Below are 23,901 nucleotides of genomic sequence, written 5' to 3'. Positions count from 1 at the left end.
TGATCAATATCAATGCTTGACCTTGCCATCACGTCAAGGATCAGCATCCCGGCCATGAACACCATCACCACCCCCCTCAACACCGCGCCCGGGTCTGTGCACTCGCTGGACCTGGGCATTTCTGGCATGACCTGCGCAAGCTGCGTGGGCCGCGTGGAGCGCGCGCTGCGCAAGGTGCCGGGCGTGCAGGAGGCCTCGGTCAATCTGGCGACCGAGTCTGCGCGCATTGCCTTTGTCACGCAGGTAGGCGCTGACGCCGCGGCCATGGAGGCGGTCCTGCGCCGCGCGGTGCGCAATGCGGGCTACGAGCCGCGTGCGGCGGGGCAGGAGGACGCGCCTGAGGACTTGTCACCCTGGGCGGGCTTCATGCCCGTGGGCATTGGCCTGCTGCTGTCGGCGCCGCTGGTGCTGCCCATGATCGGTGACCTGCTCGGCCAGCACTGGATGCTGCCCGCCTGGGTGCAGTTTGTGCTGGCCACGCCGGTGCAGTTCATCCTGGGGGCACGGTTTTACAAGGCGGGCTGGCATGCGGCCAAGGCGCTGAGCGGCAACATGGACTTGCTGGTGGCGCTGGGCACCAGCGCGGGTTGGGGCCTGTCGATGTGGCTGTGGCTCACGGCGCCCACGGACCACCCGGGGCATGTGCCGCACCTGTACTTCGAGGCGTCGGCCGTGGTGGTCACGCTGGTGCTGCTGGGCAAGTGGCTGGAGGCGCGCGCCAAGCGCCAGACCACGGCGGCCATCCGTGCGCTGCATGCGCTGCGGCCCGATGTGGTGCATTTGCTCACCAAGCAGGGCGAGGTGGATGTACCCGTGTCCGAGGTGCTGGTGGGCGACCAATTGGTCGTGCGGCCTGGCGAGCGCATCCCCGTGGATGGCACGGTGCACGAGGGCCACACGCAGGTGGACGAATCCATGCTGACCGGTGAGCCCCTGCCGGTGGCGCGCGACGTGGGCGCGGCGCTGACGGGTGGCTCGATCAACGGCGATGGCCGCATCGTGATGGCGGTGACGGCCGTGGGTGCCGAGACGGTGCTGGCCCAGATCATCCGGCTGGTGGAAGACGCGCAGGCGGCCAAGGCGCCCATCCAGCGGTTGGTGGACCAGGTGTCGGCCATTTTTGTGCCGGTGGTGCTGGTGGTGGCGCTGGTGACCCTGGCGGGCTGGCTGGCCATGGGTGCGGGGTTGGAGGCGGCGCTGATCCACGCCGTGGCCGTGATGGTGATTGCCTGCCCCTGTGCGCTGGGGCTGGCCACGCCCGCGGCCATCATGGCGGGCACGGGCGTGGCGGCCAAACACGGCATCCTGATCAAGGACGTGCAGGCGCTGGAGCTGGCGCACAAGGTGGACACGGTGGCCTTTGACAAGACCGGCACGCTGACCGTGGGCCAGCCCCGGCTCACGGCGTTTGAGGTGGTGCCTGGCCTGGATGACAGCGCGGTGATGGCGGCGGTGGCCGCTGTGCAAAGTGGCAGTGAACACCCGCTGGCGCGCGCGGTAGTGGCGGCTGCGGGCGAGCGGCAGATCAACGTGGCCACCGCGCAGGATGTGCGCGCCGTGCCCGGGCGCGGCACCGAGGGCGAGGTGGACGGCGAGAGCTACTTGGTGGGCAGCCTGCGCTGGATGCAGGAGCTGGGGGTGGGCCTGGGCCCGCTGTCAGACCGCGCGGAGGCGTTGCAGCGCGAAGGCGCCACGGTGTCCGCCGTGGCCCAGCGGGTCACGGAAGGGTTGGCGCTGCGGGCATTGATGGCCTTTGGCGACGAGCCCAAGCCGGGCGCGCGCGAGGCGCTGGCGGCGCTCAAGGCGCGCGGCATTCGCACCGTGATGGTGTCGGGCGACAACCGGGGCGCGGCCGAGGCCATGGCGCGTCGACTGGGGCTGGACCCGGCCGCGGGCGAGGTGATGGCCGAGGTGTTGCCGGGCGACAAGGCGGCCAAGGTGGCTGCGTTGCAACAGGGCACCGATGGCAAGCACCATCATGTGGCGATGGTGGGCGACGGCGTTAACGATGCCCCCGCGCTGGCGGCGGCCGATGTGGGCATGGCCATGGGCAACGGGACTGATGTGGCCATGCACGCAGCGGGCATTACGCTGATGCGCGGCGACCCGATGCTGGTGGCGGCGGCGCTGGATATTTCGCACCGCACGGTGATGAAGATCCGCCAGAACCTGTTCTGGGCGTTTGCATACAACGTGGCGGGCATTCCGCTGGCGGCGCTGGGTTACCTGAACCCGGTGGTGGCGGGCGCAGCCATGGCGCTGAGTTCGGTCAGCGTGATGGCGAATGCCCTCCTACTCAAGCGGTGGCGCATGTGATAAATACGTACAGCACGGTCATCGATGTCTGGCAAACTGCAACGATTTGTTGCGAATCCGTCGCCTCGGGGGAGGTGCGGCGACCGCATTGGCATAGCTATATCAAGGACGACAGATCATGAATCTCTTCTCGCTCATGCGGCAGTTCACCATACGTTTGCGCATGCTGGGCGCCATTGGCGTGGTGCTGGGCCTGCTGGGGCTGCTGGGGGGCGCGGGCATGCTGGGCATGTTCCGCATCAACGACATGAGCCAGAACTTCATGGACCACTCGTTCGCCAAGGTGAGCAGCATGGCCGAGCTGCGGGGCGAGATGGGGGCCATCCGCCAGTACGAGAAGGACATGATCATTGGCTACGAAAAGCCCGAAGCCGTGAAGGCCGCCCATGCCAAGTGGGTGGAGAGCCAGGACAAGGCCAAGAAGATTGCCAACAAGTTCCTGGAAGGCGGGGAAGACTCTGACAACGCGGTGGTGCGCAACATCGTCAAGCGCCTGGACAGCTATCGCGAGCTGTTTGCGCACGTGGCGCGCCAGCTGGAGGCGGGCGGCTACGACACCGCCACCATTGCCAACCGCATGAGCGGCAAGGCCGTGGCCGAGTTTGCCGAGGCCGACAAGCTGATGGCCGAGCTGGACTCGGTGCTGCGCGCCGAGGTGTCCAAGTCGGTGGCGCAGCAGAGCGAGGTGTCCAACCAGACCAAGTGGCTGTTTGTGCTGGCGGTGCTGATCACCGTGGTGGTGGTGGTGCCCACCACGCTGATGAACATGAACTCCATCTGCAAGCCCCTCGAAGAAGCACGCAAGATGGCCCAGGCCATTGCGGGCGGCGACCTGTCGCAGCACATTGCTGCCGAGGGCAAGGACGAAGTGGCCGACCTGCAGCGCGCGCTGCGCGACATGCAGCAAGGCCTGAGCGCACTGGTGGCGCAGGTGCGGGATGCCAGCGGCAACATCGCCACGGCCAGCCAGGAGATCGCTACGGGCAATCAGGACCTGTCGCAACGCACCGAGCAGACGGCCAGTAACGCGCAAGAAGCTGTGTCTTCGCTGTCGCAGCTCACGTCCACGGTGCAACAGACGGCGTCGTCGTCGCAGATGGCGAACCAGCTGGCCGCGTCGGCCTCGCAGATGGCCACCCACGGTGGCGGCGTGGTGCAGCAGGCCGTAGCCAGCATGCACGAGATTTCGACATCGAGCCGCAAGATCGGCGACATCATCGGCCTGATCGACTCCATTGCCTTCCAGACCAATATCCTGGCGCTGAACGCGGCCGTGGAAGCGGCCCGCGCAGGCGAGCAGGGCCGGGGCTTTGCGGTGGTGGCCAGCGAGGTGCGCAGCCTGGCGCAGCGCAGTGCGGCGGCGGCCAGCGACATCAAGGGACTGATCCAGAGCAGCGTGACGGCTGTGGACGGCGGCGTGCGCCACGTGGAAGAAGCCGGCACGGCCATGAAGGACATCGTGAGCAGCGTGCAGCGCGTGGGCGACATCATTGGCGAGATCACGGCCGCAGCGTCCGAGCAATCGGCCGGCATTGGCCAGGTGAACAGCTCGGTGGGCGAGATCGACCGCATGACGCAGCAGAACGCGGCGCTGGTGGAAGAGTCCGCCGCCGCTGCCGAGTCGCTGCGCGAGCAGGCCGCGCGCCTGTCGCACGTGGTGCAGCAGTTCCGTCTGGCCGAATCGGCCGGTGGCTATGGCCACGGCGGCGCAGTGGCTGCCCCCTATGCAGACCAGGCGCCCCAGGCGCTGGCTGCAGGCCCTGCGCAGGCACGCCTGACGCACTGACCGCACCAGGCCTTTCCTTTCGACGAGCCCCGCAGGCCTGGTCTGCGGGGCTTTTTTGTGGGCGGTGCTGCCCGGCGGTTTATTGACCTGCGTCATGGGCGCACCGGGGAGCGCGTGGCACCCTTGGGGCCTTGTTGAACCTGGGGAGTGCGCCATGCCGTCGATCAGTCTGCGAACCATTCGCGAGGAGCATGCGTCGCTCGCAGCGGTGCTGCACTCGCTGCGCCTGATGCTGGACCAGGGCCCAGGTGACGAGCCCGCTGCGTTCTTTGACGTGATGCGGGCGATGCTGTTCTACATCGATGAGTTTCCCGAGCGGCAGCACCACCCCAAGGAGTCGCAGTGGCTGTTCCCCAAGGTGGCCGAGCGCTCACCCCAGGCGGCCGAGGCCATCGCCCAGCTGGAGCGAGACCATGCCGGCGGCGAGGCCGCGGTGCGCGAACTGCAGCACCTGCTGCTGGGCTGGGAGCTGATGGGCGATGCGCGCCGCGAGGCGTTTGCGCTGGCGCTGGAGCGCTACATCCGCTTTTACCTGGAGCACATGCGCCTGGAAGAAACCGTGGTGCTGCCCGCCGCGCAGGAGGCCCTGCAGCCGAGCGACTGGACCGCCATCGACGCGGCCTTTGCCAGCAACACCAACCCGCTGGCCCCCGGCAAGCCGCGCGATGCGGCGTATGACCGCCTGTTCACCCGCATCGTGATGCGGGCGCCGAGCCCGATCGGGCTCGGTTCACCCTCCTGAGCGGCAGCGCCGCTCGGTGGGGACTCAGGCGCTGAGCGCCGGGTAGTCCGTGTACCCCTCGGCCCCGCCGCCGTACAGCGTGGCCCGGTTCACCTCGTTGAGCGGGGCGTTGGCTTTCAGGCGCGCCACCAGGTCGGGGTTGGCGATGAAGGGGCGTCCAAAGGCCACGATGTCGGCACCGTTGGCCAGGGCGGCATCGGCCAGTTCGCGCGTGTAGGCGTTGTTGACCATCCATGCACCCTTGCCACCCGCTGCGCGGTAGGCGGCCTTGAGGGCGGCGTAGTCAAACGGGCGGCCTTCCACCTCGCGCGGGCCGCCGGTGGCGCCTTCGATCACGTGGATGTAGGCAAGGCCCAGGGGCGCCAGCTGGCGCACCACATGGTCGAACAGCGGCTGCGGATCGGCGTCCACGATGTCGTTGGCGGGGGTGACGGGCGACAGGCGGATGCCGGTGCGGCCGCCGCCGATTTCCTCGACGATGGCGCGGGTCACTTCCAGCAGCAGGCGCGCGCGGTTGGCGATGCTGCCGCCATAGTCGTCGGTGCGCTGGTTGGCGCCGGTCTTGAGGAACTGGTCGATCAGGTAGCCGTTGGCTGCGTGGATTTCCACACCGTCAAAACCCGACGCAATGGCGTTGCGCGCGGCGTGGCGGTAGTCCTGCACGATGCCGGGGATCTCTTCGGCGTCGAGTGCGCGGGGCATGGAGGTGGGCGTGAAGGTGGGCACGCCGTCCTTGATGAGCACGGTCTTGGTGTTGGCCTGCACGGCCGAGGGTGCGACGGGTGCAGCATTGCCCGGCTGCAGGTCGGTGTGCGAGACACGGCCCACGTGCCACAGCTGCACCACGATCTTGCCGCCGGCGTCGTGCACGGCGCGGGTCACCTTCTTCCAGCCGTCCAGCTGTTCGGTGCCATAGAGGCCCGGCACATCGGCATAGCCCTGGGCTTGCGGGCTGATGGCTGTGGCCTCGGAAATGATGAGACCGGCACTGGCGCGCTGCGCGTAGTAGGTGGCGACCAGGTCGGTGGGGATGGCCTCGGGCGAGCGGTTGCGCGTGAGCGGCGCCATGGCAATGCGGTTGGCCAGCTGGAGGTCGCCCGCGCGGGTGGGTTCAAACAAAGAGGTCATGTTGAAGGTGTCCTGTAGAGGTACGTGCAAACAAAGCAGCCTTGCAGCTTAATGCTGCAGCGCAAAACGTGCAGCACACTGGCGTCAACAAGGGCTCCGGTTTTGTGTTAACCCCGTGCTGTCCCGGCGGCGCAAGCGGCGCGGGTGCGGTTGCATGAGAATGGACCGCCATGCCCTCGCCACCGCCCTCCGCACCGCTTTCCATCTCTCCGTTGCGCAGCCTGTGGCTTGCCGTGGCCCTGTCGATGGGGGCCGCCATTTCGCTGGGCATCACGCGGTTTGCCTATGCCCTGTTGCTGCCGCCCATGCGAGAAGACCTGGGCTGGTCTTACACGCTGGCAGGGGGCATGAACACGGCGAATGCGCTGGGCTACTTGCTCGGTGCTCTGGTCACGCCCTGGCTGTTGCGGCGCGTGGCGCCGGGGGCAGTGCTGCTGGTGGGCGCGGTGATGGCTACGGTGTTCATGGGCCTGAGCGGGTTTTTCACGCAGGCAACGCCCTTGCTGGCGCAGCGCCTGCTGGCTGGTGGGGCCAGTGCGCTGGTGTTCATTGCCGGGGGCTTGCTCGCGGCGCGGCTGGGTGCGCAGGTGCCGGGGCGCAGCGGATTGCTGCTGGGCCTGTACTACGGCGGCACGGGTTGGGGCATCAGCCTGTCGGCGCTGCTGGTGCCCGCGGTGCTGGGCGTGGCGCCTGCGCCGCATGGCTGGACCTGGGCCTGGTGGGCGCTGGCGTTGGCCTGTGTGGCGGCCACGCTGGCGCTGCTGTGGCCGGCGCGGGTGTTGAGCGGGCTGGCAGCACCTGTGGCGGCTGCATCCGCGACCACACCGGCGGCTGCAGCGCCCGACCGCGTGCGCTGGCGGGCCTTGGCCCCTGCGCTGCTGGGTTACGGCCTGTTTGGCGTGGGCTACATCGGCTACATGACCTTTGTGGTGGCGCTGCTGCGCGAGCAGGGCCGGGGTGCGGGCGAGGTGACTCTGTTCTACGCCCTGCTGGGGCTGGCCGTGGTGCTGTCGTCGCGCATCTGGGCCGGGCTGCTGGACCGCAGCCGGGGCGGCGAAGCCCTGGCGCGGCTCAATGCGCTGCTGGGCGTGGCCACCATCCTCCCCGCCATCACGGGCGCGTGGCCGGTGGTGCTGGCCTCGGGGCTGCTGTTTGGCGGGGTGTTTTTGTCGGTGGTGGCATCGACCACGGCGCTGGTGCGGCACAACCTGCCGCAGTCGCTGTGGGCCAGCGGCATCAGCGCGTTCACCATCGTGTTTGCGGCCGGGCAGATCGTGGGGCCCACGGTGGTGGGCTGGATCGCCGATGGGCCTGGAGGCCTGGCGCGCGGGCTGGTGTTCTCGGCCTGCGCGTTGTGGGTGGGGGCGCTGGTGGCGTGGCGGCAGCGCCCCTTGTAGCCCCAGCCTTACTTCAGCAAGCCTTCTGCCTTCATGGCCGCCTGCACTGCGGGGCGGGCGCCCACGCGTTCGCGGTAGGCCGCCAGGTTGGCCAGGCCGGAGATGTCGAGCTTGGTGGGTTGCGTCCAGTTGGTCACGGTGAACAGGTAGCCGTCGGCCACGGTGAACTGGTCGCCCATCAGGTACTGCTTGCCGGCGAGCTGGCTGTCCACCCACTGCAGGCGCTGCAGCAGGCGTTCGCGCACCATGGGCTTGTACTCCTCGGGGGTGGCGGGGTTGAACAGGGGGCTGAAGCCCTTGTGCAGCTCGGTGCCGATGAAGGTCAGCCACTCTTGCAGGCGGTAGCGCGCCAGGGTGCCGTTAGCGGGGGCGAGCTGCTTGTCGGGCACTTGATCGGCAATGTATTGCACGATGGCGGGGCCTTCGCGCAGGCGCTCGCCGTTGTCCAGCTCCAGCACGGGCACGTAGCCCAGCGCATTGATGGTGTAGTAGTCGGTGCCGTCCTGCAGCTTGTGGCTCTTGGTGCTGGCCAGCACGGGGGTGTAGGCCAAGCCGGCCTCTTGCAAGGCGATGTGGGGGGACAGGGAGCAGGCGCCGGGGGAGTAGTAAAGCTTCATGGATCGGTCCTTGAAAACGGTCGGAAACCGCCGATCCTATGCGCTGCGCCGGATTCTTGCAGGCGCCGGGGCGCAATCCCGGCGCCCGCTGCGTGGTGCAGCGGGGAGGGGTCGCGTCAGCTGTCGAATCCGGGCAGGTCGCGCTGCACCTTGCGCAGCAGCGCGGGCCAGGCAAAGGCGCCGCCCAGGCCGCCGGTCTGCACGCGCATGGCCTGGGCCACGCCGGTCACGATCTGCGGGTTCACCTGCGTCAGTTCGCCGCCGGCCTGCGCGTCGATCTGGATGCGGCAGGTGTTCTCGAAGGTGTACATGGACAGGAAGGCGTCGGCAATGGTCTTGCCCACGGTGAGCAGCCCGTGGTTGCGCAGCATGAGGAAGTTGGCATCGCCCAGGTCGGCCTGCAGGCGCGGCTTTTCCTCGTCGCGGAAGGCCACGCCTTCGTACTCGTGGTACGCCAGCGAGCCCAGTACAAAGGTGCTTTGCTGGCTGATGGGCAGCACGCCGCCCTTTTGCGCGCTGACGGCCACGCCGGCGCGCGTGTGGGTGTGCAGCACGCAGCCCGCCTCGGGCCGGGCCTCGTGCACGGCGCTGTGGATCACGAAGCCGGCAGGGTTCACGGGGAAGGGCGAGTCGTGCAGCTTGTTGCACAGCATGTCCACCTTGATCAGGCTCGACGCCGTGATCTCGTCGAACATGAGGCCGTAGGGGTTGATGAGGAAATGGTGCTCGCCCGGGCCTGACACCGACTCGGGCAGCTTGGCGCTGATGTGGGTGAAGACCAGGTCGCTCCAGCCGTACAGCGCGACGAGCCGGTAGCACGCGGCCAGGTCGCAGCGCAGCTGCCATTCTTCAGGGCTGACGCTGCCTTGCAGCGAGGGGATGTTGAGCATGGGTGGGTGTCTCCGGTGTTGTGGGTGGGAAGACAACACTGTATGGCGGGGCGGTGGCTGGGTCTGTCAGGCAGGCTACACCCGTGGCCATGTGTCGGGTGCCTTGCGCTTCTTTATTGATAGCAAAAGAGGCATGACTCACTAGCGCTACCAGCCATTTTGACCCGAATCTTTGGTGCATGGCGCCCGCAGCGGGCCCCACGGGCCGATGTCCCCTTCACCGGCCCGTACCCCTCGTCGGCCAGCGCTCAGCCGGCCTGTGGAATCGGTGCGCGCATGCCCGCGTTCAGCAGGTTCCAGGCGTTGATGATGGCGATGGCAAAGCCCAGGTCGGAAATCTCGGCGTCGGAGAACAGGGCCTTCAGCTTGGCGTACTCGTCATCGCTTGCGTCGCTGTGGGGCGTGGCGGTGATGATCTCGGCCCAGCGGAAGGCGGCGCGTTCGCGTTCGTTGAAGAACGGTGCCTCGCGCCAGCCAGCCACAGCGTTGAGGTGGCGCGGATCGGCGCCGTCCTTGACGAGCGCGCTCCAGTGCATGTCCATGCAGTAGGCGCAGCCGTTGATCTGCGAGATGCGCAGGAACACCAGCTCGGCCAGCCGGGTGCCCAGCGGGCCTTTCTTGATGGTTTCAGAGACGTTGACCAGGCCCATGAAGGCCTTGGACGACAGTTGGTGGTAGGGCAGGCGGGCGCTGTGTTGCGACATGGAAAACTCCTGGTGTGAAAGGGTGTTGATAACGGCGGTGAAAGACGGCGCTCGTGTGTAGCCTTGTGGCCTTGCTACCGTGTGGCCACACTGCCGTCTTCCATACCCTTCAAGACGCTGCGCCGCGCCCGGTTGTGACAGGTGGCCTGCGTTTTTTCTGCCCTGGCGCACTCGCCGGAGGTGCCCGCGTGATGGTCTGCGCGAACGGTGCTATGCCCGTGTCTTTACAGCGGCAGCATGGCCGGGATGCCGGCCAGCTTGTCCGGGTTGCGCACAGCGTAGATGGCCACGATGCGCTCGCCATCGGTCACAAACGCCTGGGCCGACTCTATGCGCGCGTCCACATAGCGCAGCAGGCCCGGCTCGCCGTTGATGAGCGCCATGCGGTACACCACCTGCGCGCCCAGGCGCCGGAACACCGCCCAGTACAGGTTGGTGATGCGAAACGGCCCCACCAGCGGCTTGGGAAACGAGGGCACGATGCCACCGCCATCGCCGATGAGCTGGGCGTCTTCGCTCAGCAGCGCCTCAATGGCATGGCGGTCGCCGCTTTGGGCGGCTTTCATGAAGCGTTGCAGCAACTGGTGGTGCACCGCCTGCGGCACCTCGAAGCGGGTGCGTGCCTGCTGCACACGCTCGCTGGCGCGGTGCACCATCTGGCGGCAACTGGCCTCGGTCTTGCCCAGCTGGGCGGCGATCTCGGGGTAGTCGTAGTCGAACACCTGGCGCAGCAAAAAGGCCGCGCGCTCCTCGGGCCCCAGCCGCTCCAACACGTACAGAAAGGCCACCGACAGCTCGCCCGCCAGCTCGGCGGCCGACTCAGGCGTGTGGGCGTCCAGCTCCACCAGCGGCTCGGGCAGCCACCAGCCCACATAGGCCTCGCGCTCGGCCTTGAGCGCCCGCAGCCGGTCAATGGACAGCCGCGTGACGATGGTCACCAGCCAGGCCTCGGCCGACTGCAGGGTGCTGGCATCGGTGCGGCTCCAGCGCAGCCAGGCGTCCTGCAGCACATCCTCGGCGTCGGCCCGCACGCCCAGCATGCGGTAGGCAATGCCGAAGAGGCGAGGGCGCAGGGTGGTGAAGGGGTCGGTAGAGGTGGTCATGGCAATGGCGGCGGTGGAGTGCTTTCAGTGAAGCACAGACGGCGCACACCTGCGGTTTGTGACAGCCTGGCTTGGAACTATCGTTTTTATAGCTGCTAGTGCATGTGGCACTGGCGCTTGAGTTCACTTTTGGGCTTGAAACGCCTGCAGTGTCCCTCCGAGGCCTCGCGAGACAGGCTACGGGCGTGCGGCCGGCTGCGTGAGCGATTCCAGCCGGTACAGGTAGTGCAGGGCGTGTGCCTGGTTGCTGCCGCACATCTCGGCAGAGGGCATCAGCCCTGCGCACACCGCCGGGCGCTCGGGTTGGCCAAAGATGCGGCAGCGCGCATCGTCCCCCAGCTGAATGCAGCGCACCCCGGCCGGTTTGCCCTGGGGCATGCCGGGGATTGGCGAGCTGATGGAAGGGGCGGTGCAGCAGGCGCCGCAACCGGGGCGGCAGTCCACGGGCGGGCCGCCTTATTGGCCGCCAGCGGGCTGCAGGCGGCTGGCGCCCCACAGCACCTGGTCCACCACGGCACGCACGCGGTCGCGGTGGGCTGGCTGGACGAGGGCGCCGCTGTCGTCAAACGCGCTGCCTGCCGAGCCCAGGGCAAACGCTTTGGGCGCCAGCCAGCATTCGGCATTGATCAGCAGGGGTGCCAGGTGGCTTTGCGAGCGCAGGCCACCCAGGGCGCCGGGCGAGGCACTCAGCATGCCCACGACCTTGCCGCGAAAACTCTTGCCACCGTCCTGCCAGTCGGGGTTGCCCTTGACGGGGCTGGAGGCCCAGTCGATGGTGTTCTTGAGCAGGGCGGTGTAGCTGCCGTTGTACTCTGGCGAGCAGATGATCCAGGCCGGGTGCTGCCAGAGGATTTCCTTCAGCCGGATCACGTCGGCGGGCGTGCCCTGGACTTCGAGGTCGGCGTTGTACAGCGGGATGTTGAAGTCCGACAGCTCCATCAGCGTGACGCTGGCCCCTGCATCGCGCGCGATGGCAGCGGTGGCGTGGGCCAGTTTGCGGTTGAAGGATTGCTGGCGGGTGCTGCCCGCGAAGATGAGAAGTTGGGTGGTCATGCGAACCATTGGAGCACAAAGCCGGGGCAGGAATACTGCAAGCTGCCGCTCTCCGTCGCGTGGGGGTGGGTGCTTGTTTCACGTGGAACATCTGCCCCAGGCAGCGGCGGCCATCCGCACTGCGGACGGTTGGTGCAGCCGCTGTGCCCAGGGCTTTGCACAAAAAGCATGCAAAGGTGGGAAAATCGCGGGTTTCCCCTTGCACCCTTGCCGCCCTGGTGGGCCGGTAGTGGCGCAGCCCGCCGCCGTGCGACCCGCTCTTGTGGGGCCGTCGCAGGACGGCAGACGGTTTTGAATGTCGGGCCCACCGTGGCCCCGGAGTGTTCCCCATGTTGTACCCCCAGGAATTTGATGTGATCGTTGTCGGCGGTGGCCATGCTGGCACCGAGGCCGCGCTGGCCGCTGCGCGCATGGGCAGCAAAACGCTGCTGCTGACCCACAACATCGAGACGCTGGGGCAGATGAGCTGTAACCCCAGCATTGGCGGTATCGGCAAGGGCCACCTGGTGAAAGAGGTGGATGCGCTCGGCGGCGCCATGGCGCTGGCCACAGACGAGGGCGGCATCCAGTTCCGCATCCTCAACAGCAGCAAGGGCCCTGCGGTGCGCGCTACGCGGGCGCAGGCGGACCGCATTCTGTACAAGGCCGCCATCCGCCGCATGCTGGAGAACCAGCCCAATCTGTGGCTGTTCCAGCAAGCGGTGGACGACTTGATGGTGGAGGGCGACCGGGTGGTGGGCGCCGTCACGCAGGTGGGCATCCGTTTCCGCAGCCGCACCGTGGTGCTGACGGCGGGTACCTTCCTGGACGGCAAGATCCATGTGGGGCTGAACAACTACGCTGCGGGCCGGGCAGGGGACCCGCCCGCCGTGTCGCTGTCGGCACGCCTCAAGGAGCTGAAGCTGCCCCAGGGGCGCCTGAAGACCGGCACGCCGCCGCGCATTGACGGGCGCAGCATCGACTTTTCGAAGTGCACCGAGCAACCCGGTGACGGCATGCCCGGCGGCGTGAACGAGGGCACCGTGCCCGTGTTCAGCTTCATGGGCAATGCACAGATGCACCCCCAGCAGGTGCCCTGCTGGATCACCCACACCAACGAGCGCACGCACGAGATCATCCGCAGCGGCTTTGACCGCAGCCCCATGTTCACCGGCAAGATCGAGGGCGTGGGTCCGCGCTACTGCCCGAGTGTGGAGGACAAGATCAACCGCTTTGCGGACAAGGACAGCCACCAGATCTTTCTGGAGCCAGAAGGGTTGACCACGCACGAGTACTACCCCAACGGCATCAGCACCAGCTTGCCGTTCGACATCCAGTACGACCTGGTGCGCAGCATGCCCGGCCTGGAGAACGCGCACATCCTGCGCCCCGGCTACGCCATCGAATACGACTACTTCGACCCGCGCTCGCTCAAGAGCAGTTTCGAGACACGGCAGATCCAGGGCCTGTTCTTTGCCGGGCAGATCAACGGCACCACCGGCTACGAAGAGGCGGCAGCCCAGGGCCTGTTCGCGGGCATCAACGCCGCGTTGCAATGCCGGGGCGATGCCCCTTGGCTGCCCGGCCGCGACGAGGCCTATTTGGGCGTGCTGGTGGACGACCTGATCACCAAGGGCGTGACCGAGCCCTACCGCATGTTCACCAGCCGGGCCGAGTTCCGCCTGCAGCTGCGCGAGGACAACGCGGACATGCGCCTGACCGAAATAGGGCGCCAGATGGGTCTGGTGGACGATGCGCGCTGGGATGCGTTCAGTCGCAAGCGCGATGCGGTTTCACGTGAAACAGAGCGACTGAAAGCCACCTGGGTGAACCCGCGCAACCTGCCTGCCGCCGAATCCGAGCGTGTGCTGGGCAAGAGCATTGAGCACGAGTACAACCTGTTTGAACTGCTGCGCCGCCCGGATGTGGGCTATGCCAACCTGATGTCGATGGACGGCGGCAAGTACGCAACCGCCGATGTTTCACGTGAAGCCCTGGGCGACCTGAGCGAACCGGTGGTGGAGCAGGTGGAGATTGCCGCCAAGTACGCGGGCTACATCAACCGCCAGAAGGATGAAGTGGAGCGTGCCGCGCATTTTGAGAAGCTGCGCTTGCCGCCCGACCTGGACTACATGCAGGTCACCGCCCTGAGCATCGAGGCACGCCAGGTGCTCAACCGCCACCGGCCCGAGACCTTGGGCCATGCCTCGCGCATCACGGGCATCACGCCCGCATCGATCTCGCTGCTGATGGTGCACTTGAAGAAGGGCGGGTTCAAGGAGTTCGCCGTGGCTCCGACAACGCCCGCCAAGGCAGAAGGCGAAGTGGCGGCATGACGATGGCGGTGAATACCAACCACGACAACCTGCGCCAGCAACTGCAAACCGGGGCCGATGCGCTGGCGCTGGACCTGAGCGATGCGCAGGTCGGGCTGTTGATGGACTTCCTGGCGCTGCTGCAGAAGTGGAACAAGGTCTACAACCTGACCGCCGTGCGCGACCCGCAGGAGATGATGACGCACCACCTGCTGGACAGCCTGGCCGCCGTGGCGCCGCTGCGCAGGCATGTGGCAGGCCTGCAGCAGGGCGGGGTGGCGGCGGTGAAGCTGCTGGATGTCGGATCGGGCGGCGGCCTGCCCGGCGTGGTGTTTGCCATCTGTTGCCCGGACGTGGATGTGAGCTGCGTGGACACCGTGGGCAAGAAGGCAGCCTTCATCCAGCAGGCGGCGGTGGCGCTCAAGCTGCGCAACCTGCATGGCGTGCATGCGCGGGTCGAGACGCTAACCACGCCGTTCGACCTCATCAGCTGCCGCGCGTTTGCCTCGTTGCCGGACTTTGTCACCTGGTCTCGCAGCGCACTGGCCGCGCCCCACGGTGTGTGGCTCGCCATGAAGGGCAAACACCCGGAGGACGAAATCTCCGCACTGCCTGCGGATGTGTCGGTGTTTCACGTGGAACAGCTCACGGTCCCGGGCCTGGATGCCGAGCGCTGCATCGTCTGTATGAAGCCCACCTGATCACCCGGACCACCGGGCTGCCGACTTTTCGGCAGCCAGGGCAGGGGGCTCGCGTAAACTCGGCTGCTCACCCGGGTGCTTCTTCCCATCGCACCCTCCCCGCGCACCAGGAGAAACCATGTTCGGCATCGCAGACTACGGCGCCTTTGTCGCTGCCATTGTGTTGTTTCTGCTCATCCCAGGTCCTGGCAATCTGGCGCTCATCACCTCTACCAGCAAGGGCGGCATCCAGGGCGGTTTGGCCGCCACCATGGGCGTGATTGCGGGTGACCAGGTGCTGATGTGGGCGGCGGTGGCCGGTGTGGCCACGCTGCTGGCCACGTACCCGGCGGCCTTCAACGCCGTGCAATGGCTGGGCGCGGCCTACCTCGCGTGGCTGGGCTTCAAGATGGTCACGGCCAAGCCGGGCGCCCAGCCCATCCTGAACATCGAGCCGCGCCACTACTTCAAGCAGGCCGGGCTCATCACTTTGCTCAACCCCAAAGCCATCGTGTTTTACATGGCGTTCTTTCCGCTGTTTGTCGACCCGGCCCGGCACCAGGGCATGCTGACCTTTGGCGTGATGGCGGCCACGGTGGCGGCACTGACGTTTCTCTATGGCCTGATCGCCGTGCTGCTCACGCACCACCTGGCCGAGCGCATGCGCGCCAACCCGCGCATCGGCCGCGCGCTGGAAAAAGTCGCGGGCATCTTCCTGATCGGCTTTGGCATCAAGCTCGCCATCTCCAAATAACACCACACGAACTGCAGCACCCACATGGCCAAGATCTTTTGCGTTGCCAATCAAAAGGGTGGGGTGGGCAAGACCACCACCACCGTCAACCTCGCTGCCGGCCTGGCCAAGATCGGCCAGCGCGTGCTGATGGTGGACCTGGACCCGCAGGGCAATGCCACCATGGGCTCGGGCGTGGACAAGCGCAGCCTCGACCTCACGGTGTACGACGTGCTGCTCGAATCCGCCTCGGTGAAGGAGGCGGCCGTGCTGTCGGACAAATGTGGCTACTGGGTGCTGGGCGCCAACCGCGAGCTGGCGGGTGCCGAGGTGGAACTGGTGACGCTGGAGCACCGCGAAAAGCGCCTCAAGGCCGCGCTGGCCGAGGCGGATGCCGACTTCGACTTCGTGCTCATCGACTGCCCGCCGTCGCTCTCCATGCTCACCCTCAACGGCCTGTGCAGCGCCCACGGTGTGATCGTGCCCATGCAGTGCGAGTACTTTGCGCTGGAAGGGCTCACGGACCTGGTCAACACCATCAAGCAGGTGCACGCCAACCTCAACGCCGACCTGCAGATCATCGGCCTGCTGCGGGTGATGTTCGACCCGCGCATCACGCTGCAGCAGCAGGTGAGCGACCAGCTCAAGGGCCACTTTGGCGACAAGGTGTTCAACAGCGTGATTCCGCGCAACGTGCGCCTGGCCGAGGCGCCCAGCTACGGGCTGCCCGGTGTGGTGTTCGACCCGGCCGCCAAGGGCAGCCAGGCCTTTGTGGAGTTTGCCGAGGAGATGGTTGCGCGTGTGAAAACCATGCCCCCAGCCGCAGCCTCCATGGCCAAAATGGCCGCAGGCGCTTGAATGATATGCGCTGCTAGCTATTAAATTGATAGTAATGAAAGCCTCCAACATCCTGCTGCTGCCCGGCTGGCAGAACTCTGGCCCCGACCACTGGCAAAGCCGCTGGGAGGCCGCACATGGTTACCAGCGCGTGGAGCAGCACGACTGGATGCGCCCGCTGCGCGGCGACTGGTCCGCGCGCCTGGAAGAGACCGTGGCCGATGCCGACGGCCCGGTGGTATTGGCGGCGCACAGCCTGGGCTGCATCCTGACGGCCTGGTGGGCAGCACACACCCGCCATGCGGCCAAGGTGCGCGGCGCGCTGCTGGTGGCCCCGGGCGATGTGGAGCGGCCCGACCTGGCCGCGCAGATCCACGGCTGGGCGCCCATTGCGCGCCAGCCGCTGCCATTCCCGGCCGTGCTGGTGGGCAGCCGCAACGACCCGTACTGCAGCTTCGAGCGTGCCGAGGGGCTGGCGCAGGCCTGGGGTGCGCGGTTTGTGGACTATGGCGAGCGCGGGCACATCAATGCCGAATCCGGGCTGGGCGACTGGGACGAGGGGCAGGGCTGGCTGCTGCAGCTCGCCACCCCGGCATGAGCCGCTGGGTTTTTTGGCGCAAGCGCCCGCCGGTGATGGCGGACGGCGCTGTCCCTCCACCTCGGCGGGTCACGGCTGACTTCTACTGGCTTGGCGATGCCTTACAGGTGGTGCTGGCCTGGCTGCTGCCCAGCAGCGCAGTGGTGGTGGGCGCGCTGGGGCAGTTCATGCTGGCCCTCGTGCTGCTCGCGGTGGCCTTCGGTGTGTGGTTGCGCCTGTGGCGCAGCCGCAAGCGGCGCCGCGTGGCGAGCCGCTCCGCACTGTGACGTTTTGAACCCTGGCCAACGACCCATGACCAAGATCAGCCTGTCTGCCCTTGCCGACCAACTGCCCCGCGCCTGGAACTCCACGGTAGTGGGCCGCGCTGCAGGTGCCAACCTCAAGGTGCTGCGCATGGATGACGCGGCCTACCCCGACGAGTCGCACGACTTTGACGAAGCCCTGCTGGTGCTGGACGGCTGCATGCGCCTGCACCTGCAAGGGCAGGTCACCGAGGTGAACGTGGGCGAGGTGTTCATCGTGCCCGCAGGCGTGCCCCACGCCGTGGCGCCGGGCAGCCACGGCACGCTGGTCATCATCGACCGCTGATTCTTCCTCCTTTCCTTTTTCCTTTCGCGAGACGCATTTCATGGTCACCAAAAAACCCAAGGGCCTCGGCCGAGGCCTGGAAGCCCTGCTGGGCCCCAAGGTCGAAGACAAAGTGGAACAGGCCCAGGCCGCCGAAGCGGGCCTGCCCAGCAGCCTGCCGCTGTCCGAACTGGTGCCGGGGGTGTACCAGCCGCGCACGCGCATGGACGAGGGCGCGCTGTACGAGCTGGCCGAGTCCATCAAGGCCCAGGGCATCATGCAGCCCATCCTGGTGCGGCGCCTCACGGGCGGGGAGCACGCGGGCAAGTACGAAATCATTGCGGGCGAGCGGCGCTTTCGCGCCTCGCGCCTGGCGGGCCTGGCCGAGGTGCCGGTGCTGGTGCGCGATGTGCCCGACGAGTCGGCCGCTGCCATGGCGCTCATCGAAAACATCCAGCGCGAAGACCTCAACCCGCTGGAAGAAGCCCAGGGCCTGCAGCGCCTGGTCAAGGAGTTTGGCCTCACGCACGAGCTGGCTGCACAGGCCGTGGGCCGCTCGCGCAGCGCCGCCAGCAACCTGCTGCGCCTGTTGAACTTGGCCGAGCCCGTGCAGACCATGCTGATGGCGGGCGACATCGACATGGGCCATGCGCGCGCACTGCTGTCGCTGGACCGCGCCGCACAGATCACGGCCGGCAACCAGATCGCGGCCAAGAAGCTGTCGGTGCGCGAGGCCGAGGCGCTGGTCAAGAAGATCGGCGCCGAGTTCAGTCTGGTGCCACAAAAGCCTCAGAAGGAAAAGTCGCGCGATTTGAAGCGCGTGGAAGAAGAGCTGTCGGACCTGCTGATGGCCGAGGTCGAGGTGCGCGTGAAAAAGCGCGTCAAGCGCAACGGCCGGGTGGAGGACATGGGCGAGCTGGCGATCCAGTTCGGGTCGCTGGAGGCGCTCAACGGGCTGATCGACCGCCTGCGCGGTTGACCCGCTCATCGCTCCGGGGCGCGGCGTTGTCGCCGCGCAAGATGGCGTGAAATAGCGCACAGAAACGGTTTCCACAAGTAACTTGCACGGGCAAAATGCGTCCTTGCGGGGCCTACACTGCGCTGCGTTCAACACACCCGGATTGACCGCAAGGCCTCTTCACAGGGCGGCGACGAAGCCGCTTTGCGGCCCACGATGGTTTGCCGGGTGATCCACGTATCTCCTGGAGCAGACCCGATGACAACCCCTTTGCGCTATCTGACCCCCGCCTGCCTGGCCGCCGGCCTGTGCATTGCCAGCCTGGGCGCCCAGGCCCAAAACACCAAGGCCCCCAAGGTGCAGCTGTGGATGGACCTGTCCACCGGCACCATGGCCGGCATGCCCGAGATGGACAGCCTGCCCGGTGGCGGCGGCATGCTCGGGGGCCTCATGGGGGGCATGGGCGGCGGCGCTGCGCCGGGCATGGGGGGCGGCAGCAACACGTCGTATGGCAACGCCCGCGCCATGTCCATCATGCCGCCGCGCGTCATCGATATCGCCTTGCACAACAGCCTGCGCCCCGGCGTCGAGGCCAGCCAGTCCATCCCGCACGGCATGCGCATGGGCGAGTCCCTGCCGCTGATCCCGCCGCGTGCCCAGCCCACGCAGACCGAGCCGGGCGAAGTGCCGCGTGAGTACCAGCAACAGCAGCCCAAGGGCCGCATCCTGCTGTACTGGGGCTGCGGTAGCGCGGTGCGTGCGGGCCAGCCCCGCGTCATCGATCTGGCGCGTTCCAAGCCCTCTGACTACGCCCAGGCCTTTGCAGGCCGTGCCGTGCCCGACCGGGGCCCGCGCGTGGGCCCGGCCTATGCGCTGTACCCCAACGAACGCAACCAGGTCAGCCTGTCGCGGGACAGCTCGGTGGTGGGCGAGCACCAGGTGCGTGGCGACGGCGTGCCTGCCTCGATGAAGTTCACGCTGGGCGCGGCGCAGGACCTGATGCCCGCCATCGACCTGCGCACCACCGGCAAGCCGCAGGACAGCATGGGCACCAGCTGGCAGCCGGTGCGCAATGCGCGCGCCTATTACCTGCACGCCATGTCGCAAAGCGGGGACGACCTCATCATGTGGTCCAGCGCCGAAACGCCCGACACCGGCATGGGCCTGTTTGACTACCTCTCGCCCGCCACCATCGACCGCTGGCTCAAGGAGCGCGTGCTTCTGCAGCCCGAGACCACGCAGTGCGCGATCCCCCAGGGCATCTTTGCGGGCGGCGGGCGCGATGCCACGCCCATGCTGCGCATGATGGCCTACGGTGGCGAGAGCCACATCGTGTATCCACCCCGTCCGGCCGACCCCAAGGCCGCGTGGGAGCCCGAATGGTCGGTGCGCGTGCGTGTGAAGTCGCACGCCATGGCCATGCTGGGCGAGGAGATGCAGGGGCGCCGTGGCGGCATGGGCGCAGCACCCGCTGCACCGTCGGGCGGCACAGGCGCTTATTCCAGCGGCATGGGTGGTGCGCCCGCAGGCCAGCCGCCCGCAGGCGACGGCGGCACGGACGCGGGTAACGTGGTCAACCCCGTCAATCTGCTGCGCGGCATTTTTGGCCGCTGAGAACGGAGAACCATGCTCGCCCTGCGCATGCCCTGGCCCCTGCCCGCACTGGCGGCGTGGGCGTGCGCGTGGCTGATCTTTGTGGCGCTGCAGCGCGCGGTTCCACCGGTGGCCGCCTTGCTGGTGGCCTGCCTGCTGGGCACGGCGGCCAGTGTGCTGGGTGACAGCTGGTGGCGGCGCGGGCTGATTGCCGCCGGGTTCCCTCTGTCGCTGGCGCTGCTGGGGGCAGCCAGCCTGCCCACGTGGGCGTGGCTGGTGCCGCTGTCGTTGTTGTTGCTGGTCTACCCGCTCAATGCGTGGCGCGATGCGCCCCTGTTTCCCACGCCGCGCCACGCGCTGCAGTCTCTGGCCGTGCAGGCGCCGCTGCCGCTGGGCGCGCGCGTGCTCGATGCGGGCTGTGGCCTGGGCGATGGCCTCAAGGCGCTGCGCCATGCCTACCCCGCTGCCCAGCTCGACGGGCTGGAGTGGAGCTGGCCGCTGCGCCTGCTGTGTGCCTTGCGCTGCCCTTGGGCCCGGGTGCAGCGGGCCGACATGTGGAAGGCCGACTGGAGCGCCTACCAGATGGTGTACCTGTTCCAGCGGCCCGAAAGCATGGCCCGCGCGGCCGCCAAGGCCCAGGCCGAGCTGGCGCCCGGTGCCTGGCTGGTGAGCCTGGAGTTTGCGGTGCCCGGCTGGCTGCCCAGTGCGCAGCTGCGCGCGCCCGGTGGTCGGGTGGTGTGGCTGTACCGCATGCCGCGCCAGCCGCAGGAGGGATGACATGCCCACCATGCAATCCATGCGCCCGCACCTGTGTCCGTCTGTGTCGCCGGCCCCACACGGTTACAGAAAAGATACAAGCTTTTGCTACATTGCGCGGCTGGCTACAACCCCATACACAACAACCAAGAAACTCACAGCCAGAGGGGGTCGCACACAGCACGTAACCGCGCCGGGAGGGGGCGCACGGGCTGCCAGCACCCGCCTTGACCGGACTTCCACCACGCACGCCGCATTCGCCGCACCCTCCTCTGGGTGGGGCTGCTGCGCGGCTGCGCGTGGGAAGCGCGGGGTGTTTCTGGTGAGCAACCGACCGATCTGCAAGGAGCATCCATGACCGCCCACCCATCCCGTTTCCGTCCGCGCCTGCTGTGGGTGCTGGCGCTGAGCGCTGCCCTCACCGGCTGCGCCACCATGCAGAGCCACGACAAAACGGCCACCGACATGCAGACCGCCGGGCGCAGTGGCGGCATCCCCGCCGCGCTGGCCAGCCTGGAGAGCACGGCCAAGACCGAAGAAGAAAAAACGGCGCTGCTCTTCAACATGGAGCGCGGTGAGCTGCTGCGCATGGACCGCCGCTACCCCGACAGTACCAACGCCTTCCTGCTGGCCGACAACAAGGTCAAGGAATGGGAAGAAACCGCCAAGACCAACCCTTCCAAGCTGATGGGCACCGTGGGCGCGGCCCTGGTGAGCGAGCGCCTGAAGGTCTACGAAGGCCAGGACTATGAAAAGGTGTGGCTGACCACGCGCCTGGCGCTCAACCGCATGGCCGTGGGCGATTTTGAAAACGCCCGTGTGGACATCAAGCGCACGCACGAGCGCGAAGCCATCATTGCCGAGTTCCGCGCCAAGGAAACCCTGGCGGCCGAAGAAGAGGCCAAGTCCAAGGGCGCCACATCGGGCGGCAAGGAGCTGAATGGCTACCCGGTCGAAACGCTCAACGACCCCGAAGTGCTGGCCCTCAAGAACGGCTACTCCAACGCGCTGTCCCACTACCTGGCCGGCTTCCTGTACGAAATGCTCAACGAGCCTGGCCTGGCTGCGCCCGGTTACCGTAAAGCCATCGAGCTCAAGCCCGACACCCCCGTGCTGGAAGAAGGCCTGCGTGGCCTGGACAACCGCACCGGCTTCACTTGGAAGCGCCGCCAGCGCATGACCGACGTGCTATTCATCGTCGAGGCCGGTGACGCTCCCGCACGCAAGCCCAAGGCCTTCACCCTCCCCGTGCCCACCGGCCGGGGCATGGTCACCGCCAGCATTTCGTACCCCGTGATCGAGCCCTCCAAGGACGCACCCCTGACGGTGGTGTCGGCCGCGGGCACCGACCTCAAGCTCGAAAAAGTGGTGGACGTGAACGTGATGGCCCGCCGTGCGCTCAAGGACGAAATGCCCGGCATGGTGCTGCGCGGCTTCACCCGCGCCGTGGCCAAGGGCGTGCTGCAGAACGAGCTGCAAAAGCGGGGCGGCCTCATCGGCGGCCTGATTGGCGCCGCAGCCTCGGTGGCCACCGAGCAGGCCGACGACCGCATGTGGCGCATGCTGCCCGGCCGCGTGTATGTGGCCCGTGGCTACCTGCCCCCTGGCGAGCACACTGTCTCCATCAACGGCCGCCAGTTGCCCCAGCCGATCAAGATCGACGGCCAGTACGCCCTGGTGCCCCTGCGCATGTATGACAACAGCGTGCTGATCGGCGATGTGGCCATGCTGGGCCAGCTGCCCACGGTGGCGGCGGCACCCCAGCCGGCCCCTGCAGCCGCTGCTGCGGCGCCCGCCGCTCCGGTGCGTACCACCAACAACAACCGCGCCCGCACCGTGCCCTCGTCCACCGTCAAGCCCACGGCCGCCCAGCCCGCTGCGGCCGCCAAGAACTGACCCCTGTTTCTGACCCCATTCAAGGAGCCTCTGGCATGAGAACCCGTTTTGTCCCCGCCGCGATCCCTGCCGTGCTGTGCGCGGCCCTGATGACCCTGGCTGGCAGCGCCAGCGCCCAACTGCATGACCCTGCCACACCGCTGGCCGTGGCCGCCAAGGTGGCCCTGCGCGGCGAGGCCAACAGCATCGCCGTGCGCGAGATGCGTATCGTGCGCAAGAACGACATCCTGGTGGTGCAGGCCGATATGGCCAACATGGGCCGCACCGACCGCACCGTGTTCTACCGCTTCAAGTGGCTGGACAACGTGGGCAACCAGGTGGGCGACGGCGAGTCCTGGAAGCAGATGACCGTGCTGGGCCTGGGCCAGCAGACCGTCAAGAGCGTGGCGCCCACCAGCGCCGCCGTGGACCTGCGCCTGGAAATGAATGTGGAGCCGCGCTGATCGCGCCGCGCCAGTCCCTGTTTGAGTGAGGAGTAAAACCATGACAACCAAGAACCGCATCCAGCGCAGCGCGCTGATCCTGGCCTTTGCCGCCAGCACCCTGGCCCTCTCGGCCTGCCAGAACCTGTCGTCGCCCACCGTGCGTTTTGACCGCCAGGTCAATTACGGTGATGCCAAGGCCGTCGAGCTGGTGACCAACGAATTCGGCTCCACCGACCTGCAGATGATTGCCGAGAAGATGACCGGCGGCTTGCTCGAAACCGGCATCTTCCAGGGCCGCCCCACGGTGACCATTTCCACCGTCAAGAACAAGACCAGCGAGTACATCGACACCACCAACGTGATGAACTCCATCCAGACCGCGCTGGTCAAGTCCGGCAAGGTGCGCTTTGTGCGCTCCATCAACGAGATGCAGGCTGGTGTGGACGAGCTGCAGCGCCAGAACCAGAGCGGCCTGTACAAGCAGGGCACCACCGCCAAGGTCGGCCAGATGACCGCCGCCAAGTACAGCATGGAAGGCGAGCTGACCAGCATCGTCAAGCAGAACAACACGACCAAGGACGTGTACTACAAGTTCACGCTGAAGCTGTTTGATGTGCAGGAAGGCACGATCGAGTGGCAGGACGAAAAGGAAATCCGCAAGACAAGTAAGCGGTGACATCCCCCTGAGGCGCTGTGCGCCTTCCCCCTTCTCTCAGCTTCGCCGGGAAGGGGGACGCCGCCAGTGCGGCGGGGCGGCCCTTGCACGGCGGCCGCTGGCCTGGGCCGCGCCAGTTTCGAAGGATGTCGGTGCTGAAGCCACATCGCTCG

The 23,901-nt window shown here is 67.3% G+C and carries 24 protein-coding genes; 17 read left to right on the top strand and 7 right to left on the bottom strand.

Annotation, left to right across the window (positions count from 1 at the left end; genetic code table 11):
- The first annotated feature begins 54 nt into the window (after positions 1-54).
- The 3 genes from DNK89_RS14085 to DNK89_RS14075 all read left to right on the top strand — a co-directional run bounded on the left by DNK89_RS14085 (position 55) and on the right by DNK89_RS14075 (position 4,844).
- Positions 55-2,316 carry a cation-translocating P-type ATPase gene (locus tag DNK89_RS14085; RefSeq protein ID WP_110960610.1) on the top strand — a complete coding sequence of 754 codons (2,262 nt, stop codon included), beginning with the start codon at positions 55-57 and terminating at the stop codon, positions 2,314-2,316.
- Between the two features lie 118 nt (positions 2,317-2,434).
- Positions 2,435-4,102, top strand: coding sequence for a methyl-accepting chemotaxis protein (locus tag DNK89_RS14080; protein ID WP_110960609.1), 1,668 nt, complete (start codon positions 2,435-2,437; stop codon positions 4,100-4,102).
- A gap of 154 nt (positions 4,103-4,256) precedes the next feature.
- The gene (locus DNK89_RS14075; protein WP_110960608.1) at positions 4,257-4,844 is read left to right on the top strand and encodes a hemerythrin domain-containing protein; all 588 of its coding nucleotides are present in this window, start codon (positions 4,257-4,259) and stop codon (positions 4,842-4,844) included.
- A 24-nt stretch (positions 4,845-4,868) separates the two neighbouring features.
- Here DNK89_RS14075 and DNK89_RS14070 read toward each other — a convergent pair whose 3' ends face one another.
- Positions 4,869-5,972, bottom strand: coding sequence for an alkene reductase (locus DNK89_RS14070; protein ID WP_110960607.1), 1,104 nt, complete (start codon positions 5,970-5,972; stop codon positions 4,869-4,871).
- 170 nt (positions 5,973-6,142) lie between these two features.
- Here DNK89_RS14070 and DNK89_RS14065 point away from each other — a divergent pair, with 170 nt between their 5' ends.
- The gene (locus tag DNK89_RS14065; protein ID WP_110960606.1) at positions 6,143-7,369 is read left to right on the top strand and encodes a YbfB/YjiJ family MFS transporter; all 1,227 of its coding nucleotides are present in this window, start codon (positions 6,143-6,145) and stop codon (positions 7,367-7,369) included.
- 8 nt (positions 7,370-7,377) lie between these two features.
- On the opposite strand, the gene gstA is transcribed toward DNK89_RS14065, so the two are convergent.
- The 6 genes from gstA to DNK89_RS14035 form a co-directional block, all read right to left on the bottom strand.
- The gene (gstA, locus tag DNK89_RS14060) at positions 7,378-7,986 is read right to left on the bottom strand and encodes a glutathione transferase GstA (RefSeq protein ID WP_015011911.1); all 609 of its coding nucleotides are present in this window, start codon (positions 7,984-7,986) and stop codon (positions 7,378-7,380) included.
- Between the two features lie 116 nt (positions 7,987-8,102).
- Positions 8,103-8,876, bottom strand: coding sequence for a class II aldolase/adducin family protein (locus tag DNK89_RS14055; protein ID WP_110960605.1), 774 nt, complete (start codon positions 8,874-8,876; stop codon positions 8,103-8,105).
- Between the two features lie 248 nt (positions 8,877-9,124).
- On the bottom strand, positions 9,125-9,580 hold the full coding sequence (locus DNK89_RS14050) for a carboxymuconolactone decarboxylase family protein (protein ID WP_110960604.1): 456 nt from the start codon (positions 9,578-9,580) through the stop codon (positions 9,125-9,127).
- A 224-nt stretch (positions 9,581-9,804) separates the two neighbouring features.
- Positions 9,805-10,683 (bottom strand): RNA polymerase sigma-70 factor, encoded by an 879-nt coding sequence (locus DNK89_RS14045; RefSeq protein WP_110960603.1) that lies wholly within the window; start codon positions 10,681-10,683, stop codon positions 9,805-9,807.
- 177 nt (positions 10,684-10,860) lie between these two features.
- Positions 10,861-11,127 (bottom strand): YkgJ family cysteine cluster protein, encoded by a 267-nt coding sequence (locus DNK89_RS14040; protein WP_110960602.1) that lies wholly within the window; start codon positions 11,125-11,127, stop codon positions 10,861-10,863.
- Positions 11,128-11,139: 12 nt separating this feature from the next.
- A complete protein-coding gene (locus DNK89_RS14035; protein ID WP_110960601.1) occupies positions 11,140-11,736 on the bottom strand; it encodes an NADPH-dependent FMN reductase in 597 nt (198 codons plus the stop codon).
- A 329-nt stretch (positions 11,737-12,065) separates the two neighbouring features.
- On the opposite strand from DNK89_RS14035, the gene mnmG reads away from it, so the two are divergent.
- The 13 genes from mnmG (at position 12,066) to lpoB (ending at position 23,749) form a co-directional block, all read left to right on the top strand.
- On the top strand, positions 12,066-14,051 hold the full coding sequence (gene mnmG / locus DNK89_RS14030) for a tRNA uridine-5-carboxymethylaminomethyl(34) synthesis enzyme MnmG (protein ID WP_110960600.1): 1,986 nt from the start codon (positions 12,066-12,068) through the stop codon (positions 14,049-14,051).
- Positions 14,048-14,731 (top strand): 16S rRNA (guanine(527)-N(7))-methyltransferase RsmG, encoded by a 684-nt coding sequence (rsmG, locus tag DNK89_RS14025; RefSeq protein WP_203422276.1) that lies wholly within the window; start codon positions 14,048-14,050, stop codon positions 14,729-14,731. Before mnmG ends, rsmG begins: the two co-directional genes overlap by 4 nt.
- A 118-nt stretch (positions 14,732-14,849) precedes the next feature.
- Positions 14,850-15,464, top strand: coding sequence for a LysE family transporter (locus DNK89_RS14020; RefSeq protein ID WP_110960598.1), 615 nt, complete (start codon positions 14,850-14,852; stop codon positions 15,462-15,464).
- A 24-nt stretch (positions 15,465-15,488) separates the two neighbouring features.
- Positions 15,489-16,301 carry a ParA family protein gene (locus DNK89_RS14015; protein WP_110960597.1) on the top strand — a complete coding sequence of 271 codons (813 nt, stop codon included), beginning with the start codon at positions 15,489-15,491 and terminating at the stop codon, positions 16,299-16,301.
- Between the two features lie 34 nt (positions 16,302-16,335).
- Positions 16,336-16,878 carry an alpha/beta hydrolase gene (locus tag DNK89_RS14010; RefSeq protein WP_110960596.1) on the top strand — a complete coding sequence of 181 codons (543 nt, stop codon included), beginning with the start codon at positions 16,336-16,338 and terminating at the stop codon, positions 16,876-16,878.
- Positions 16,875-17,144 carry a hypothetical protein gene (locus DNK89_RS14005; protein WP_110960595.1) on the top strand — a complete coding sequence of 90 codons (270 nt, stop codon included), beginning with the start codon at positions 16,875-16,877 and terminating at the stop codon, positions 17,142-17,144. Before DNK89_RS14010 ends, DNK89_RS14005 begins: the two co-directional genes overlap by 4 nt.
- Positions 17,145-17,169: 25 nt before the next feature.
- Positions 17,170-17,466 carry a cupin domain-containing protein gene (locus DNK89_RS14000; protein ID WP_110960594.1) on the top strand — a complete coding sequence of 99 codons (297 nt, stop codon included), beginning with the start codon at positions 17,170-17,172 and terminating at the stop codon, positions 17,464-17,466.
- Positions 17,467-17,506: 40 nt separating this feature from the next.
- Positions 17,507-18,424 (top strand): ParB/RepB/Spo0J family partition protein, encoded by a 918-nt coding sequence (locus DNK89_RS13995; protein ID WP_110960593.1) that lies wholly within the window; start codon positions 17,507-17,509, stop codon positions 18,422-18,424.
- 237 nt (positions 18,425-18,661) lie between these two features.
- A complete protein-coding gene (locus DNK89_RS13990; RefSeq protein ID WP_110960592.1) occupies positions 18,662-20,017 on the top strand; it encodes a hypothetical protein in 1,356 nt (451 codons plus the stop codon).
- Positions 20,018-20,029: 12 nt separating this feature from the next.
- On the top strand, positions 20,030-20,773 hold the full coding sequence (locus DNK89_RS13985; protein ID WP_060984339.1) for a class I SAM-dependent methyltransferase: 744 nt from the start codon (positions 20,030-20,032) through the stop codon (positions 20,771-20,773).
- 333 nt (positions 20,774-21,106) lie between these two features.
- On the top strand, positions 21,107-22,648 hold the full coding sequence (locus DNK89_RS13980; RefSeq protein WP_015011926.1) for a COG3014 family protein: 1,542 nt from the start codon (positions 21,107-21,109) through the stop codon (positions 22,646-22,648).
- A gap of 35 nt (positions 22,649-22,683) precedes the next feature.
- A complete protein-coding gene (locus tag DNK89_RS13975; protein WP_015011927.1) occupies positions 22,684-23,091 on the top strand; it encodes a YcfL family protein in 408 nt (135 codons plus the stop codon).
- A gap of 40 nt (positions 23,092-23,131) precedes the next feature.
- Positions 23,132-23,749: a penicillin-binding protein activator LpoB gene (gene lpoB, locus DNK89_RS13970; RefSeq protein WP_110960591.1), complete on the top strand. Its 618-nt coding sequence runs from the start codon at positions 23,132-23,134 to the stop codon at positions 23,747-23,749.
- Positions 23,750-23,901: the final 152 nt, after the last annotated feature.

It is taken from the genome of Acidovorax sp. ST3, from assembly GCF_003231145.1.
Classification (GTDB): Bacteria; Pseudomonadota; Gammaproteobacteria; order Burkholderiales; family Burkholderiaceae_C; genus Acidovorax.
This window is presented reverse-complemented; position numbering and strand designations above follow the sequence as displayed.